Annotated in this window: 11 protein-coding genes, 1 tRNA gene and 1 pseudogene; 8 read left to right on the forward strand and 5 right to left on the reverse strand. The window is 63.8% G+C overall.

The genetic code is table 11. From position 1 onward, the window contains the following. The coding region (locus ACIQUS_RS16765; protein WP_403048521.1) for a DUF5801 repeats-in-toxin domain-containing protein at positions 1 to 1679 on the reverse strand (1679 nt) is incomplete at its 3' end. 341 nt (positions 1680 to 2020) lie between these two features. Between ACIQUS_RS16765 and fdnG the strand changes: the two genes are divergently transcribed. The 7 genes from fdnG (at position 2021) to ACIQUS_RS16800 (ending at position 11210) form a co-directional block, all read left to right on the forward strand. Further along, positions 2021 to 5086, forward strand: coding sequence for a formate dehydrogenase-N subunit alpha (fdnG, locus tag ACIQUS_RS16770; RefSeq protein ID WP_403048523.1), 3066 nt, complete (start codon positions 2021 to 2023; stop codon positions 5084 to 5086). Next, positions 5086 to 6033 (forward strand): formate dehydrogenase subunit beta, encoded by a 948-nt coding sequence (gene fdxH, locus ACIQUS_RS16775; protein ID WP_403048525.1) that lies wholly within the window; start codon positions 5086 to 5088, stop codon positions 6031 to 6033. The genes fdnG and fdxH overlap by 1 nt, the downstream gene beginning before the upstream one ends. Beyond that, complete coding sequence (locus ACIQUS_RS16780) at positions 6030 to 6683, forward strand: formate dehydrogenase subunit gamma (RefSeq protein WP_403048527.1); 654 nt, start codon at positions 6030 to 6032, stop codon at positions 6681 to 6683. The genes fdxH and ACIQUS_RS16780 overlap by 4 nt, the downstream gene beginning before the upstream one ends. Positions 6684 to 6687: 4 nt before the next feature. Then, complete coding sequence (gene fdhE, locus ACIQUS_RS16785; protein WP_403048529.1) at positions 6688 to 7605, forward strand: formate dehydrogenase accessory protein FdhE; 918 nt, start codon at positions 6688 to 6690, stop codon at positions 7603 to 7605. Positions 7606 to 7761: 156 nt separating this feature from the next. After that, on the forward strand, positions 7762 to 9192 hold the full coding sequence (gene selA / locus ACIQUS_RS16790; protein ID WP_403048531.1) for an L-seryl-tRNA(Sec) selenium transferase: 1431 nt from the start codon (positions 7762 to 7764) through the stop codon (positions 9190 to 9192). After that, positions 9189 to 11108, forward strand: coding sequence for a selenocysteine-specific translation elongation factor (selB, locus tag ACIQUS_RS16795; RefSeq protein WP_403048533.1), 1920 nt, complete (start codon positions 9189 to 9191; stop codon positions 11106 to 11108). The genes selA and selB overlap by 4 nt, the downstream gene beginning before the upstream one ends. Positions 11109 to 11114: 6 nt before the next feature. Then, a tRNA-Sec gene (locus tag ACIQUS_RS16800) sits at positions 11115 to 11210 on the forward strand. 4 nt (positions 11211 to 11214) lie between these two features. On the opposite strand, the gene ACIQUS_RS16805 is transcribed toward ACIQUS_RS16800, so the two are convergent. Together ACIQUS_RS16805 and ACIQUS_RS16810 are read right to left on the reverse strand one after the other, a co-directional pair. Further along, the gene (locus tag ACIQUS_RS16805; protein ID WP_403048997.1) at positions 11215 to 12207 is read right to left on the reverse strand and encodes an asparaginase; all 993 of its coding nucleotides are present in this window, start codon (positions 12205 to 12207) and stop codon (positions 11215 to 11217) included. Positions 12208 to 12222: 15 nt separating this feature from the next. Further along, positions 12223 to 13651 (reverse strand): annotated as a pseudogene (locus ACIQUS_RS16810) (alanine/glycine:cation symporter family protein); the annotation flags it as partial. Positions 13652 to 13829: 178 nt separating this feature from the next. Here ACIQUS_RS16810 and ACIQUS_RS16815 point away from each other — a divergent pair. Next, the gene (locus ACIQUS_RS16815) at positions 13830 to 14648 is read left to right on the forward strand and encodes a helix-turn-helix domain-containing protein (RefSeq protein WP_403048535.1); all 819 of its coding nucleotides are present in this window, start codon (positions 13830 to 13832) and stop codon (positions 14646 to 14648) included. A gap of 3 nt (positions 14649 to 14651) precedes the next feature. On the opposite strand, the gene ACIQUS_RS16820 is transcribed toward ACIQUS_RS16815, so the two are convergent. Continuing rightward, positions 14652 to 15491 (reverse strand): alpha/beta hydrolase, encoded by an 840-nt coding sequence (locus tag ACIQUS_RS16820; RefSeq protein WP_403048537.1) that lies wholly within the window; start codon positions 15489 to 15491, stop codon positions 14652 to 14654. Positions 15492 to 15500: 9 nt separating this feature from the next. Then, positions 15501 to 16295: a TSUP family transporter gene (locus tag ACIQUS_RS16825; protein ID WP_403049000.1), complete on the reverse strand. Its 795-nt coding sequence runs from the start codon at positions 16293 to 16295 to the stop codon at positions 15501 to 15503. Positions 16296 to 16304: the final 9 nt, after the last annotated feature.

Raw genomic sequence — 16304 nt, forward strand, 5'->3', positions numbered from 1 at the left:
CCCAGCGCATAGGTCAGCGTACCGGCGCCATCGGCGCCAAATGCCGAGGTGAAGTTGGCGGCAAAGCTCTGCGTGGCATTGGTTGTCAGTACGGTTTCATCCACCGTCAAGGTCGGCTCCGTACCGGTGGTGCTTATACTCGGGCCGTCATCCTCGAAGATGATCTTCGAGCCGATTTCGGCTTTGGCAATAGAGGCTTGGCGTAGTGTGAAACCACCAATATCGAAATCGGCGTGGTTATTGCCCTTGGCGTCGACGGCCGCGCCGTTCTCGATGAGCACGCGGTTGTGGTCTGCCGATGTGGTGTATTCAATCTGGTAGCCGGCTTTGACGCCGGTGATCGTTGCCACCCCGGAAGCAAAGCTGATGACAATGGCCGGATCATTCACCGATCCGTCCGAGTTCTCGATCACCAGCCCGGTGCTGATATTGATGACGCGAACATTGCTGATTGCAATCGATGCATCATTCGCATAGCCGTTGATGAAACTCGCACCAGGTTCAAGTGCGGTGCTGAATGCGCTGATCTTTACGACCGCGCTTTTGCCGCTTTGCAATTGCACGACGTCGAAATTGGCCGACCTCGTATTGAAGACACTGGTGAAGTCGATGTTGGATTCAACATCCGCTTCGTTCTGATCCAGGTTGGGAATGGTCACATTCTGCCTGGCACCCGTGACGAACGAAAAGCGGATGCCTTCCTGTTCCACAATCATCTGATTGTTGGTGCCGAAGGTGGTTGGGCCACCCGCCTGGCTGGTATTGATCGTGTCGCCAGTCGTTATATTGACGCCGCTTGACTGGTCGGCGGGGTTCTTGCCGGTGGCGACAATTGTTGGGTCCGTGATTCGCAAGACGCCGCCGACGTCGACAACGGTCGGGTTCGCCGTCGTGAACATCAGGAACAGATTCTGCCCGGAAGGTGCATTGGCCAGGCTGAATTCCAGGTCCTGGCTGGTGCCGACGAACACCTTGTCCAGCAGGTTGAGGGCATCGTCCGGGTTACTGGTGTCCGGATGCTTGAGCGGTTGATATTCCACGGTCCAGATCTTGCCGCCGCTGACCGGCGATCCGGTTTCTTCAATGTAGGCTGCAAATACGATCGCGCCTGCTGGACCCCCGGCTCGGCCCAGCAGGATGTTGTTGTTGGTATCGGTATAGAGAAGAATATCGGTGCCATTGAGGGTATCGAGCCCGCTGTCCAGGCCATTGAGTGCTGCGCCAAGGCTGTCTACGAAGCTGACATCGGTAATGCTGGCTCCGGGCGCTGCGGTGATGGTGAACGCATTGCTGCCCGTATTGCCCACCGCTCCCGTATAGCCACTCAAGGCCGCACCTGTTGCGGTACCTGCCCCCAGCGCCGCCAGCCTGGCAGCGAAGGTCGTGGGCAGCGCCGTCAGCAGAATGTCATTGTCGTCAGCGTCTCCCGCAGGGCTTGCGGTGGCCGTGCTGTTCTGCAACCCGGCTGTTTCGTCCAGCGTAACGTTCACACCCGTCGCCACGACGTTCAGGGCGCTGTTCGTAGTAGTGACGGTCGGCGTCTGGTGGGGAGGCGGATTGCTCACGGAGGTAGCGCCATTGTCTTTGCTCGCGACGGCGCCCTGGTGGATGGGGAGATCGGTACTGCTGTCACCGGTCGGGTCGCTCGTGGGCTTTGTTATTTTTTTGCGGATAGTCATGACGTTCTCCTGAGCAATTCCAGGCATAAGGGCCGGACCGTGGACGTACTTCTGATACATGCCGCAACTATGGATAAGCGCTGGCAATTGCGCATCGGCCGATACTCCCAGACGAGATAGGAGTTTCAGGCTACTTGGGAGGGGAAACGGGAGGACGAAGGCGTACGCCACCTGTAATGGGGCGAGCAGGGTAATGCCGGTGGCAATGAGCCATTTTCAGTACGCTGGTCAGGAATCTTGACTACAGTATCAATTGGTGACTGCTCTCAAAGTCGCCACCGTGATCGTTCAAGAGACGCCGGCAATGTCCCGCGCGTCCACCACCTGATCAGGAGTGCACGATGGATCTCAACCGTCGGCAGTTCTTCAAGGTCGCCGCTGTCGGCCTTGGAGGTTCGAGCCTGGCTGCGTTGGGCATGGCCCCCACACCGGCCTTCGCCGAGCAGGTGCGTCACTTCAAGCTGGCGCACAGCAAGGAAACCCGTAACACCTGTCCGTACTGTTCGGTCGGCTGCGGCCTGATCATGTACAGCCAGGGCGACGCGGCGAAGAACGTAGCCCAGAACATCATTCACATCGAAGGCGACGCCGACCATCCGGTGAACCGCGGCACCCTGTGCCCGAAAGGTGCCGGCCTGCTCGACTTTATCCACAGCCCTAACCGCCTGCAGTACCCGCAGGTGCGCAAGCCGGGCAGCCAGGAGTGGACGCGGGTGTCCTGGGACGAGGCGCTCGATCGCATCGCCGACCTGATGAAGACCGACCGCGATGCCAACTTCATCGAGAAAAATGCCCAGGGCCAGACGGTCAACCGCTGGCTGAGCGTGGGGTTCCTGGCCGCTTCGGCGTCCTCCAACGAAGCAGGCTACATGACCCACAAGGTCATCCGCAGCCTCGGTATGCTGGGATTCGATAACCAGGCACGTGTCTGACATGGCCCGACGGTGGCAAGTCTTGCCCCGACGTACGGCCGTGGAGCCATGACCAACCACTGGACCGATATCGCCAACGCGAATCTGATCCTGGTGATGGGTGGCAACGCTGCAGAAGCCCATCCTTGTGGCTTCAAATGGGTGACCGAGGCCAAGGCACACAACCAGGCCCGGTTGATCGTGGTCGACCCGCGTTTTACCCGAACCGCTTCGGTGGCCGACTATTACGCGCCTATCCGTACTGGCACGGATATCGCCTTCATGGGCGGGCTGATCAATTACCTGCTCAGCGAAGACAAGATCCAGCACGAATATGTGCGCAACTACACCGACGTGTCGTTCATCGTCAACGCCGGATTCAGCTTCGAAGATGGTTTGTTCAGTGGTTATGACGCGGCCAAGCGCAGCTACACCGACAAGTCCGGCTGGGGCTATGAGATGGGCGAGGACGGTTTTGCCAAGGTCGACCCGACCCTGCAAGACCCGCGCTGCGTCTATCAGTTGATGAAGCAACACTACAGCCGCTACACCCTGGAGCTGGCCAGCCAGATCTGCGGCATGCCGGTCGACAGCCTGCGCAAGGTCTGGGAAGAGATCGCCACCTGCTCGCAACCGGGCAAGACCATGACGATCCTCTATGCCCTGGGCTGGACCCAGCATTCGATCGGCTCGCAGATCATCCGCAGTGCGGCCATGGTCCAGCTGCTGCTGGGCAACGTCGGCATGCCGGGTGGCGGGGTCAACGCCCTGCGCGGTCACTCCAATATCCAGGGGCTTACCGACCTGGGGCTGCTGTCCAACCTGCTGCCGGGTTACTTGTCACTGCCGTCGGATGCCGAACAGGACTACGACGCCTACATCGCCAAGCGTGCGTCCAAGCCGATACGGCCGGGGCAGATGTCCTACTGGCAGAACTACGGCAAGTTCCATGTCAGCCTGATGAAAGCCTGGTACGGCACCAACGCCACGGCCGAGAACCATTGGGGCTTCGACTACCTGCCGAAGCTGGATATCGCCGGTTACGACGTGTTGAAGATGTTCGACATGATGGCCAAGGACCAGGTCAACGGTTACTTCTGCCAGGGTTTCAACCCGATTGCCGCCTTGCCGGACAAGAACCGCGTCACCGCTGCCCTGAGCAAGCTCAAATGGCTGGTGGTGATGGACCCACTGGCCACCGAGACCTCGGAGTTCTGGCGCAATGCCGGGCCGTACAACGATGTCGATTCGGCCAACATCCAGACCGAGGTGATCCGCCTGCCCACCACCTGCTTTGCCGAGGAGGACGGCTCGCTGGTCAACAGCAGCCGCTGGCTGCAATGGCACTGGAAGGGCGCCGAAGGGCCGGGGCAGGCCCGTACCGACGTATGGATCATGACAGCGCTGTTCCTGCGCCTGCGCGAGCGTTACCAGCGTGAGGGCGGGGCCTGGGCCGAATCGATCCTCAAGCTCAACTGGCCCTACAAGGTGCCCCATGAGCCCTCACCGGAGGAAATCGCCAAGGAGTTCAACGGCTACGCCGTGGCTGACCTCACCGATGCCACCGGGGCGACGATCAAGGCCGGGCAGCAACTGGGCGGTTTCGCCCAGCTCAAGGACGATGGCAGCACGGCTTCGGGGTGCTGGATCTTCTGCGGCAGCTGGACCGAGCAGGGCAACCAGATGGCCCGGCGCGACAATGCCGACCCGTTCGGCATGAAGCAGAGCCCGGGCTGGGCCTGGGCCTGGCCGGCCAACCGGCGGATCCTCTACAACCGCGCCTCGGCCGACCTGCAAGGCAAGCCCTGGTCACCGAACAAGCGCCTGGTGTGGTGGAACGGCAAGACCTGGGGCGGTACCGACGTGCCGGACTACAAGGTCGACGTGGCGCCGGAAGCGGGCATGAACCCGTTCATCATGAACCCGGAAGGTGTGGCGCGCTTCTTCGCCCTGGACAAGATGGCCGAAGGGCCGTTCCCCGAGCACTACGAGCCGTTCGAGACGCCCATCGGCATCAACCCCCTGCACCCGAACAACAAGCAGGCGACCAGCAACCCGGCCGGCCGCGTGTTCGATTCGGTGTGGGACAGCCTCGGGCAAGCCAAGGACTTCCCATACGCCGCCACCAGTTACCGCTTGACCGAGCACTTCCACTTCTGGACCAAGCATTGCCCGATCAATGCTGTGACCCAGCCGGAGCAGTTCGTCGAGATCGGCGAGGCGCTGGCCAAGGAGAAAGGCATCGCCGCCGGCGACCGGGTGCGTGTCACCTGCAAGCGCGGGCATATCGAGGCAGTGGCGGTGGTGACCAAGCGGATCCGTCCGCTGCAGGTCAACAACCAGACCGTGCACCAGATCGGCATTCCGCTGCACTGGGGCTTTACCGGCGTGACCCGCCACGGCTACCTGACCAACACCCTGGTGCCGTTCCTCGGTGACGGTAATACCCAGACGCCGGAATCCAAGTCGTTCCTGGTCAACGTGGAGAAAATCTGATGGCCAGCCAAGACATCATCGCCCGTTCGGCCACCACCACGCCGCCGCCGTCGATCCGCCAGCAGGAAGAGGTGGCCAAGCTGATCGACACCACCAAATGCATTGGCTGCAAGGCCTGCCAGGTCGCCTGCTCGGAATGGAACGAGCTGCGTGACGAGGTCGGCCACAGCTACGGCACCTACGACAACCCCCACGACCTGAGCGCAGAGACCTGGACCCTGATGCGCTTCACCGAGCATGAAAATGCCGAGGGCAACCTGGAGTGGCTGATCCGCAAGGATGGTTGCATGCACTGTGCCGATCCCGGCTGCCTGAAGGCCTGCCCGAGCCCCGGGGCGATCATCAAGCACGCCAACGGCATCGTCGACTTCAACCAGGACCACTGCATCGGCTGCGGCTACTGCATCACCGGTTGTCCGTTCAACATCCCGCGGATTTCGCAGAAGGACCACAAGGCCTACAAATGCACCCTGTGTTCCGACCGCGTGGCGGTGGGGCTGGAGCCGGCCTGCGTGAAAACCTGCCCGACCGGGGCGATTGTCTTCGGCAGCAAGGAGGACATGAAGGAGCATGCCGCCGAGCGGATCGTCGACCTCAAGTCGCGCGGCTTCGCCAACGCCGGGCTGTACGACCCCGATGGCGTCGGTGGTACCCATGTGATGTACGTGCTGCACCACGCCGACCAACCGAAGCTATACGCTGGCCTGCCGGACCAGCCGGTGATCAGCCCGATGGTGGCGCTGTGGAAAGGTGTGAGCAAACCGCTGGCGCTGCTGGCCATGGGCGCGGCGGTGCTGGCCGGGTTCTTCCACTATGTGCGGGTCGGCCCGCAGCGGGTCGAGGAGGACGAGCATCCAGGCGCGCCGGACACCAGCGTGCATGTCGTCGATCCGGCAGTGCATGTGTATGACCCGGGTAAACCGGGGCCAGGGGAGGAGCGGCCATGAACGACAAACCCATCCTGCGCTACAACGCCAATGAACGAAGCAACCACTGGTTGGTGGCCATCCTGTTCATCCTGGCCGGGCTGTCGGGGCTGGCGCTGTTCCATCCGGCGCTGTTCTGGCTCAGCCACCTGTTCGGTGGCGGGCCCTGGACGCGGATTCTCCACCCGTTCCTGGGCCTGGCGATGTTCGTGTTTTTCCTGGGGCTGGTGATTCGCTTCTGGCGTGCCAACGTCTTCATCAGCAATGACCGGTTGTGGCTGCGGCGCATCGACCGGGTGATGCGCAACGAGGAGGAGGGTGTGCCGCCGATCGGCAAGTACAACCCCGGGCAGAAGCTACTGTTCTGGACCCTGCTGCTGTGCATGCTGGTGCTGCTGTTCAGCGGCGTGGTGATCTGGCGCGCCTGGTTCAGCCAGTACTTCGGCATCGGCTCGATCCGCCTGGCCACCTTGCTGCATGCCCTGGCGGCCTTCGTACTGGTGCTGAGCATCATCGTGCACATCTACGCCGGGATCTGGATCAAGGGCTCGGGGAGTGCCATGTTGCATGGCCGGGTCAGCCGCGCCTGGGCGAAAAAGCACCATGAGCTATGGTATCGGGAAGTGACCCGCGACGACGTGCAGGACTCGCACATCAGTAAAAAAGGATGATGGCTTGAGCACAATTCTCGAACCCGGGCAGATCGAAGCGGCGGCCAGTGCGCCGCCGTTTCTTCACCTGCCGCCAGCGAACCTGTTCGCCCTGCGGGCAGCGCGTCTGGACACCCTGGCGGCAGACCATGCGCTGGGCGACTACCTGCGCCTGATCGCCAGCCTGTGCCGGATTCAGCAGAGCCTGCTGGATGAGCCGCCGCAGGCTGTTCCCCTGGAAAGCGAACGCCAGCGTTTGTGCCTGGAGCACGGCTTGCCACCGCTGGCGGCCGATAGCCTGGTGCGCGAGGGGCAGTGGCTGGCCTGGCTGGATGTTTTGTTGCAGCGATTTCCTTCACCGGCTGGCAGCGAACTGAGGGTGGCCGTAAGCACCTTGGACGACGCCAGCGCCGATCAGCGCAAGCTGTGGGGTATTGCCTTGTTGACCGGGCAATACGACGCCGTGCCGGCAGCCCTGGTGCCCTTTCTCGGCGCCGCCCTGCAGGCGGCCTGGAGTCACTGGCTGCTGAGCCTGCCAGGTACCGCGCTCAAGCCCGGCGACAACCTCTGCCAGTGCCCTGCGTGCGGTTCGCCGGCGATGGCCGGGGTGATCCGCCACCGGGGCAAGTTCAACGGCCTGCGTTATCTGGTGTGCTCGCTGTGTGCCTGCGAGTGGCATGCAGTGCGGGTCAAATGTATCTACTGCGAGCAGAGCAAGGGGCTTGAGTACTTCAATCTCGAGGATGATCGCCATGCCGTCGGCAAGGCGCCGCTTCGGGCCGAGTGTTGTCCGGGCTGCAAGGTTTACCTCAAGCAGCTCTACCTGGAGTGCGACGCTGATGCCGAAGCCTTGTCGGCGGACCTGGCGAGCCTGGCCCTGGACCTGCGCCTGGACCAGGAGGGCTATCAGCGATTGGCGCCGAACCTGATGCTGGCGCCTTAACGTCTACACTCAGTTTTCTGTGGACGCCTGTGGGAGCTGGCGAAGCCTGCGATCGACCGCGAAGCGGTCGTTTCCAGGCGCAGAGCCTGTATCGCCCGGTCGGCCCTTATCGCCGGCAGTGCCGGCTCCCACTGTGGATATGGCCGGAGCTTTTGAATGTCTGCAAATGTCACGACGCTTGCTACTCGCTTACCTTCCATCGACACCCTGCTGCGCCATCCCGCCTGCCTTTCGCTGATCGAGCGCTATGGCCGTGACGCGGTGCTGGCCACCTTGCGCCAGTTGCTCGATGACCTGCGCGAACCGGCCCACCAGGGGCAACTGGACGCGGCCGAGCTGGCGCCACCGGTACTCGCCGGGCGCGCGGGCGAGCGATTGGCGGCCCAGCACCGCAGCCAGGTACGGCGCGTGTTCAACCTCACCGGCACGGTACTGCACACCAACCTTGGCCGGGCATTGCTGCCGGAGGAAGCCATCGACGCCGTGCAGATGGCCGCGCGCTACCCGCTGAACCTCGAGTTCGACCTGGCCACCGGCAAGCGCGGCGACCGCGACGACCTGATCGAAGGCCTGATCCGCGAACTGACCGGCGCCGAGGCCGTCACCGTGGTCAACAACAATGCCGCAGCGGTGTTGCTGGCGCTCAACAGCCTGGGGGCGCGCAAGGAAGGCATCATCTCCCGTGGCGAACTGATCGAGATCGGTGGCGCCTTTCGCATTCCCGACATCATGGCCCGGGCCGGGGTCAAGCTGCATGAAGTGGGCACCACCAATCGCACCCATGCCCGCGACTACGAAGCCGCCATCGGCCCGCGCAGCGGCCTGCTGATGCGTGTGCACTGCAGCAACTACAGCATCCAGGGCTTCACCACCCAGGTTGCGACCGCAGAGCTTGCGCAACTGGCGCATCGGCACGACCTGCCGCTGCTGGAAGACCTGGGCAGCGGCAGCCTGCTCGACCTCACTCGCTGGGGCCTGCCTGCCGAGCCCACGGTGCGTCAGGCCCTGGCCGACGGTGCCGACATCGTCACCTTCAGCGGCGACAAGCTGCTGGGCGGGCCTCAGGCCGGCATCATCGTCGGACGCAAGGCGCTGATCACCAGGATCAAGAAAAATCCCCTCAAGCGCGCCCTGCGGGTCGACAAGCTGACCCTGGCCGCCCTGGAGGCGGTACTGGGCCTGTATCGCAATCCCGACCGCCTGGCGCAACGCTTGCCCAGCCTGCGCCTGCTGACGCGCCCCCAGGCCGAGATCCTCGCCCAGGCCCAGCGCCTGGCACCCGCGCTGGCGCAGGTGTTGGGCGAGCAGTGGCAGGTGGCGGCCGTGCCGGCCTTGAGCATGATCGGCAGCGGCAGCCAGCCTGTTGCGCGGTTGCCCAGCGCCGCGCTGTGCCTGCGCCCGCAACAGGCCCGGCGTTGGCGCGGCCGTAGCCTGCGTGGCCTGGAAGAGGCACTGCGCAAACTGCCGATCCCGGTGCTCGGGCGCATCGATGACGATGCCCTGTGGCTGGATTTGCGTCAGCTGGATGACGAGGCGGGCTGGCTGGCGCAGATGCCCGGGCTGCAACTGGCGGAGGCCTTGAGGTGATCGTCGGCACCGCCGGGCACATCGACCATGGCAAGACCTCCCTGCTCGAAGCGCTGACCGGGCAGGCCGGGGACCAGCGCCGGGAAGAGCGCGAACGCGGCATGACCATCGACCTGGGTTATCGCTATGCGCCGCTGGAGGAGGGGGCACCCTTGACCGGCTTTATCGATGTGCCGGGGCACGAGCGATTTATCCACAACATGCTGGCCGGTGCCCAGGGCGTCGACCTGGTGCTGCTGGTGGTGGCGGCGGATGACGGGGTGATGCCCCAGACCCGCGAGCACCTGGCCATCGTCGAGCTGCTGGGCATTCCCCGCCTGCTGGTGGCCATCAGCAAGTGCGACCGGGTCGAACCGGACCGGGTGCGAGAGGTTCAGGCACAAGTGAGTGCCTTGCTGACGGCTGGGGCCTATGCAGATGCTGCACAATTTCCACTGTCGAGCGTGACCGGCGAAGGGGTCGATAGCTTGCGTCAGGCGTTGCTTCAAGCCCAGGGCCAGGTACGCGAGCGCAGCCGACGGGGCGGGTTTCGCCTGGCGATAGACCGCGCCTTTGCAGTGGCCGGGGCGGGAATCGTGGTCACCGGCACGGCGCTGGAGGGGCAGGTCCAGCTGGGTGACACGTTGGTGTTGAGCCGGGGCGCGAAGCCTGTGCGGGTGCGCGGGCTGCATGCCCAGAACCAGCCGGTGGCCGAGGCCTGGGCCGGACAGCGTGTAGCGTTGAACATCAGCGCCGAGCGCCTGGAGCTGGCGCAGATTCATCGGGGGGACTGGCTGCTTGACGAGTGGTTGCACGCGCCGACCCAGCGAGTCGATATCGAGCTGCAACTGCTGGCCAGCGAGCCCCGCAGTTTTGTCCATTTCAGCCCGGTACACGTGCACCTGGGCACCCAGGATGTCACCGCGCGGGTGGCCTTGTTGCAGGGGGAGCAGCTGTTGCCCGGTGAGCGCATGTTCGCCCAGTTGCAGGTCAATGCACCGCTGCAGGCTGTGCATGGCGATCGCCTGGTGCTGCGCGATCACAGCGCGCAACGCACCCTCGGCGGCGGCCGGGTGCTCGACCCCTTCGCTCCGGCACGCCAGCGGCGCAGCGAAGCACGCCTGGCCCAGTTGCAGGGGCTGGCCAGTGCCGACAGCCTGGAGCAGGCCTTGCCGGTGTTGCTGGCCAACGATGAGACGGGGCTTGATCCGCAGCACCTGGAGCGTCAGTTCAATCGCCTGCGCAGCAGTTGGAAGCTGCCGGCCGATGTGAGCGTCATTGCCACGCGCCAGGGGCCCTTGTTGTTCACCGACGCACGCTGGCAGGCACTGAAGCAGGCAGTGCTGGCGCAGTTGGGGCACTTTCATGAACAGGAGCCCGACCAGCTCGGCCCGGATCGCGATCGCCTGCGCCGCTTTGCAGCGCTGCCACTGGAGCGCCCGGCGTTCATCAGCCTGCTCGACGATTTGCTGGCAAGCGGGGCAGTGGTCGGCAACGGGCCCTGGCTGCATCTACCCGAGCATCAGGTACGCCTGAGCGACGCCGATACCGCGCTCTGGCAGCAGTTGCAGCCGTTGCTGGAGCAAGGTGGGTTCGATCCACCCTGGGTGCGAGACCTGGGCAGGGCGGCGGCGGTAGATGAGGTTGAGGTTCGATTGTTGCTGCGCAAGCAGGCGAGACTGGGACAGGTGCACCAGGTGGTGCGCGATCTGTTCTATCCTGAGGTCACGATCCGACAAATGGCAGCTATGCTCTTGCAGCTGGCCAGTGACGATCCGGTGGTGCAGGTGACCGCCTTTCGCGACGTGCTGGGCATTGGCCGCAAACGCAGCATCCAGGTATTGGAGTATTTCGACCGTATCGGTCTGACCCGGCGAGTGGGGGACCGGCGCCAGGTCCGTGCCGACAATGCCCTGGCGCAAGCACCAGGGCACTGAGTTCAAGGAAGGCAATCGCGCCCGGTGGCGCGGCCGGGCTTCAAACCCGGTTGGGGACGGCAGCCGTTCCCGGGCAGGTTCGACTCCCGCTGCCTTCCGCCACTTTCTACTGCGCCCGTTCCCCGCACAGGTCCAGGGCGAACCAGTATTCGGCAGCCTGCACATCAAGACCCGCGCCCAGCAGGGCAAACATCTTGCCCAGCGCGGCTTCGCGCGTCATGCCGCCACCACTGACCAGCCCGGTATCGCGCAAGCGGCTACCGGCAGCGTAGGTGTCGAAATGTACGGCGCCTTCCGGGCACTGGCTGATGGCGGCGATGAGCACGCCACCCTCGCGGGCGTCGTGCAGGGCGTCGAGCAGGTCCTGGTCATCGGAAGGCCCGGTGCCGCTGCCGTAGCACTCCAGCAACAGGCCTTGCACACCACTGCCGAGCAGGGCGCGCAAATGACTCACCTGCAAACCCGGGAACACCGGCAGTACGGCCAGGTTCACGGCGTGCCGCGGCTGGCGGTAGTCCAGGCGCGCCGGTAGCGCATCGACGCGCTGACCGTCGCGTTGGCGTGGCAGGCTGGCGAAGGCATCGAAGGCTTCGCTGCGCAGTTTCGAGGTGCGGGCACCGTGCAGCAGCTTACCGTGGAAGTACAGGTGCACGCCGTCGTCGATGCCGGTGGCCATCAACTGCAGGGCGCCGCCCAGGTTGTCCCAGGCGTCGCTGTCCGGGGCGCCGGCCGGCAACATCGAGCCGGTCAGCAGCACCGGCACCGGCAGGCCCAGCAGCAGGAACGACAGGGCCGCCGCGCTGTAGGCCAGGGTGTCGGTGCCGTGCAGCAGCAGGACCCCGTCATGGCCGTCGCGCTCCACCGCCTCGACAATCGCATCTCGCATGGCCAGCCAGTTGGCTTGCTGCATGTTGGCACTGTCGAGCAGTGGCGTCAGTTCGTGCAGGCGCCAGCTCAAGGCCGGCGCGTCCGCCTGCTGATCGAGGTGGGCACGCATGCGCGCCTCGAAGCCGCCGGCGGGCGCCAGGCCTTGTGGTGTCTCAAGCATGCCGATGGTGCCTCCGGTGTAGAGGACCAGCAGATTCTTGACGGCGCGCATTTCAGTTCTGCACCTGGGCAGTGGCGGTGCGGACATCGACCTTGGCGTCGCTCACCGGGTTGACCGGCCAGGCATCGCGGTCCAGGTCCAGGTCGGCAAAACGTGCGGCGTCGAACACCGGCTGCTGGATGCCGGCGCGGCGCTGTTCGTCGTAGTCGCGCATCACCCGCAGGCCGACCTTGAACAGCAGGGCCAGGGCCACCAGGTTGACGAAGGCCAGGCAGGTCATGGTGATGTCGGCGAAGGCGAACACGGTCGACAGGTTCTGCACCGAGCCCCAGAGGATCAGCAGCAGCACCAGGCCACGGTAGCCCAGCAGCACCGCACGGTTGCGGGTGAAGAACTGCAGGCTGGTCTCGCCCAGGTAGTAGTTGTAGAGGATGCAGGTGAAGACGAACAGCGACAGCGCCACGCTGACGAAGATCCGGCCCCAGTCACCGACCACCGCGGCCAGGGAGTTCTGGGTCAGGGCGATGCCGTCACCTTCGAAGCCCGGGGTGTAGAAGCCCGACAGCAGGATCAGCAGGGCGGTGCAGGTGCAGATCACGAAGGTGTCGAGGAACACGCTGAATGCCTGGACCACGCCTTGCGCGGCCGGGTGTTTCACTGCCGCCACGGCAGCAACGTTCGGCGCACTGCCAAGGCCGGCTTCGTTGGCGAACACGCCACGCTTCACGCCCATGACAATGGCGCTGCCCAGCAGGCCGGCAAAGGCCGGGTCGAGGCCGAAGGCGCTTTTGATGATGGTTTCGAGCATGGCGGGCACGTGTTCGATCTGGGTGAAGATCACATACAGGGTCACACCAATGTACGCCAGGGTCTTGACCGGCACCAGCAGGTCGGACACCGCGGCGATGCGCTTGATGCCGCCGAGGAACACCAGGCCCAGCAGCACGGCGAGGGCGATGCCGGTGTATTTCGGCTCGAAGCCGAAGGCATTCTGCAGCGAGTGGGTCACCGTGTAGGACTGCAGGCCGTTGAAGGTGAAGCCGTAGGTCACCAGCAGCAGGATCGCGAACACCACCGCCAGCCAGCGCAGCTTCAGGCCGTGCTGGATGTAGTAGGCCGGGCCGCCGCGGTACAGGCCGTCACCGTCGCTGCGCTTGTAGACCTGAGCCAGGGTGCATTCGAAGAAACTGCTGGACATGCCCACCAGTGCGGTGACCCACATCCAGAACACGGCGCCAGGGCCACCCAGGGTTACGGCAATGCCGACACCGGCGATGTTACCGGCGCCGACGCGACCGGCCAGGCTCAGCATCAGCGCCTGGAACGAGCTCAGCTGGCCAGCCTGGCCGCGCAGGGATTCCTTGAACACGCTGAACATATGGCCGAAGTGGCGGAACTGGACGAAACGGGAGCGGATGGTGAAGTAACCGCCGAGACCGACGATCAGTACGATGAGAAGCTTCCCCGAAAGGAAATCATTGAGCGCTTCGAGCATGGGAAAACCTCGATTCTTATTCTTTGCATGAAAAGACAACTGGTCCGGCGTCGCTGCACCGGTATCCGTTGCGCGCATGGTTGGCCAAGATAAATATCGTTACAATTTCGCGGGTTGCTCTGAGTTGATGCGACTTGATGCTAGAATGGCGTCTGTCGCATCACCTTGGACGGCTCGCATGAGCGAAAACCTCGGCATCAATCTCAAACTTGCCTGCAGTCACTACCGCTCTATCTCGGAGGTTTGCCGGCAGCTTTCTATCAACCGCGCGCAGTTCAACAAGTACCTGAGCGGGCAAAGCCAGCCGACACCTTTCAATCTCAAGCGCATCGGCGACTTCTTCGGCGTCGAGGACTATGAGCTCGGTTTGCCCCCCGACCAATTCGCCCGCCTGATCGGCGCGCGCAATCCGGCGACGGTCACGGCTACTCAGGACGATCCGCTCAGTGAGCTGCTGCGGCCGCTGCGCGAGCAGGGCGGCAACCTGTCGCGTTACTGCGGGTACTACTTCGAATACTCAAACTGCATGTCGGTACCGGGCACCATCCTGCTGTCGCTGGTGCACCTGCGCGAAGAGCGCGGCAGTTACCTGTTCGAGCGCCAGGAGCGCCAGGAGCGCTCAAGCAGTACCGATGTGCAGGCCGAGGACTGGGTGCGCTGTCGCTACCTGGGCGCGGCCTTCCAGTTGCAGGATCGGCTGTTTCTCATCGACTACGAGTCGCTGACGGTCAACGAAATGAGCCAGACCATCTTGATCCCCAGCTTCAAGAGCCGCATTACCCGCCTCAATGGCCTGAAAACCGGCGTGTCCAGCGGCGACCGGCGCACGCCGGCCTGCACCCGGGTGGTCTGGGAGTACCTGGGCACCGAGATCAACCGCATCAATGCCTATCGTCAGGTCAAGCTGTATCGCCCGGACGACCCGCGCATCGACGAAGATGTGCGCGAGCGCCTGACAGTCGGGCCGATCAGCAACGGGCTGTTCGAGATCGAGTGATACTCAGCCCAGCACCACCTCCGCGACGGTTTGCGCCACTTGTTCGGCCACATCCGGCGCACCGCGCAGGTGAGCGGCGATGCCGTGGTCGCAATCGGCGAGCAGCAGGCATTCCAGGTGCGGTGGCGGTACGGCGCTGAGCAAGCCGCGGGTGACTTCTTCCGGGATCGGGCTGTAACGCTCGGCGCCGGCCAGCCACAGGGTGCCGGCCGAGGTCCCGGCGCCTTGCCCGTAGCGGTGCGAGTTCAGCCCGTCGTATTCACCCATCACCAGCAGCACGCGGCCCTGGAACTGGCGCAGGAACTCGAAGCTGTCGCAGTCGAGAAAGCCGTAAGGCTTGCTGATCGCCGCCTTGAACGCCGGGCCGAAAGGCGCGTGGTGGGCGGCGTCGGGATAAATGGCCGGGCAGATCAGCACGAGGGTATCGATGGCTGGCGTTTGCGCCGCCAGCTTCAGGGCAATGGCAGCGCCCAGGCTGTGGCCTATCAGTGTGCGGCAGTGGGGCGCGATGTGCTGGTGAAAACGCCGTGCTTCCTCAAGGTTGCTGGCCAGTGATGGCTCGCGCGCCCCGGGTTCGCTGGCCAGGCTGTGGCCGGACAGGTTGCCGGTGAGCGAGCCGATACCCCGCTGTTGCAGACGGTACAGCAGCGGGTTGAGCCGGGTGAAGTCCGAGCGCGCGCCACCGACGACGAACACCGGCGCTGCGCGTTCTTCGTCGGGGATCAGCAAGCGGGCCTGTTGTTGGTAATCGCCGAAGGATTCGGTGATTAACTGCTCCTGGCCGAAGCAGGGCTCGTCGTATTGCCAGGTGGAGCGCTGGGTCGAAGTCGTTTCAACGTGCATGAACACCGCCTAGAGAAACTGATGATGCAGCCATTGGCCTAGTGGATTGCCTGTGCTTAGCAGCAGCTTGAGCGCCATGATGCAGCATATGCATACCAGCAGCGGCTTGATCAGTTTAGGACCGAAATGTACCGCACATCGTGCGCCTAATTGCGCGCCGAAGAATGCCGCGCAAGCCATCGACAGGGCCAATGGCCAGAGTATTGCGCCATTGAGGGCAAATACTGACAAGGCGCCGAGATTGCATGAAGCATTCAGCAGCTTGCTATTACAAACCGCGCGCAACAAAGGCTGGCCGAGCAGGGTCACACACGCAAGCATGAAGAACGAGCCAACCCCGGGGCCGAACACGCCATCGTAAAAGCCGATGACTGGCGCCACCACCAGGCAGAACAGGCTGATCGAAAGTTTGGCCTTGCGTTGCTGCTCATCGGGTTTTGGGCTGAAGGCAAAGTAGGCCGCTACCAGGATCAGCAGTATCGGAACGCCTGCCTGCAACACGTGTTGGGGGACCAGACTGACCGACAAGGCGCCGGTGGCGCCACCGGCAAATGACATGCCGGTCATGGGTAGGCCCTGTCGCCAGTCGATCATGTGCTTGCGAGCGAAGGCATAGGTGGCTGAAACCGTTGCTGAGGTTGCCTGAAACTTGTTGGTGGCAATCGCGGCTAACGGGTCGATGCCTGCGACGAAGAGCACTGGTAGGGTGATCAGGCCACCTCCGCCGGCAATGGCATCGAAGAAGCCCGCCATCAGGGCTACCAGGGCTAAGGTCAGTAACAGGGTAAAGTCGACTTCCATCATCATGGTGCC

Origin of the sequence: Pseudomonas sp. NPDC090755, assembly GCF_044769005.1 — a bacterium.
Classification (GTDB): domain Bacteria; phylum Pseudomonadota; class Gammaproteobacteria; order Pseudomonadales; family Pseudomonadaceae; genus Aquipseudomonas.

Bases quoted from the DNA above. Each gene is read 5' to 3' on its own strand.
- fdxH (WP_403048525.1), top strand. From the start codon at position 5,086: ATGGCCAGCCAAGACATCATCGCCCGTTCGGCCACCACCACGCCGCCG.
- ACIQUS_RS16780 (WP_403048527.1), top strand. From the start codon at position 6,030: ATGAACGACAAACCCATCCTGCGCTACAACGCCAATGAACGAAGCAAC.
- selA (WP_403048531.1), top strand. From the start codon at position 7,762: ATGTCTGCAAATGTCACGACGCTTGCTACTCGCTTACCTTCCATCGAC.
- ACIQUS_RS16805 (WP_403048997.1), bottom strand. From the start codon at position 12,207: ATGCGCGCCGTCAAGAATCTGCTGGTCCTCTACACCGGAGGCACCATC.
- ACIQUS_RS16815 (WP_403048535.1), top strand. From the start codon at position 13,830: ATGAGCGAAAACCTCGGCATCAATCTCAAACTTGCCTGCAGTCACTAC.
- ACIQUS_RS16820 (WP_403048537.1), bottom strand. From the start codon at position 15,491: ATGCACGTTGAAACGACTTCGACCCAGCGCTCCACCTGGCAATACGAC.
- ACIQUS_RS16825 (WP_403049000.1), bottom strand. From the start codon at position 16,295: ATGATGGAAGTCGACTTTACCCTGTTACTGACCTTAGCCCTGGTAGCC.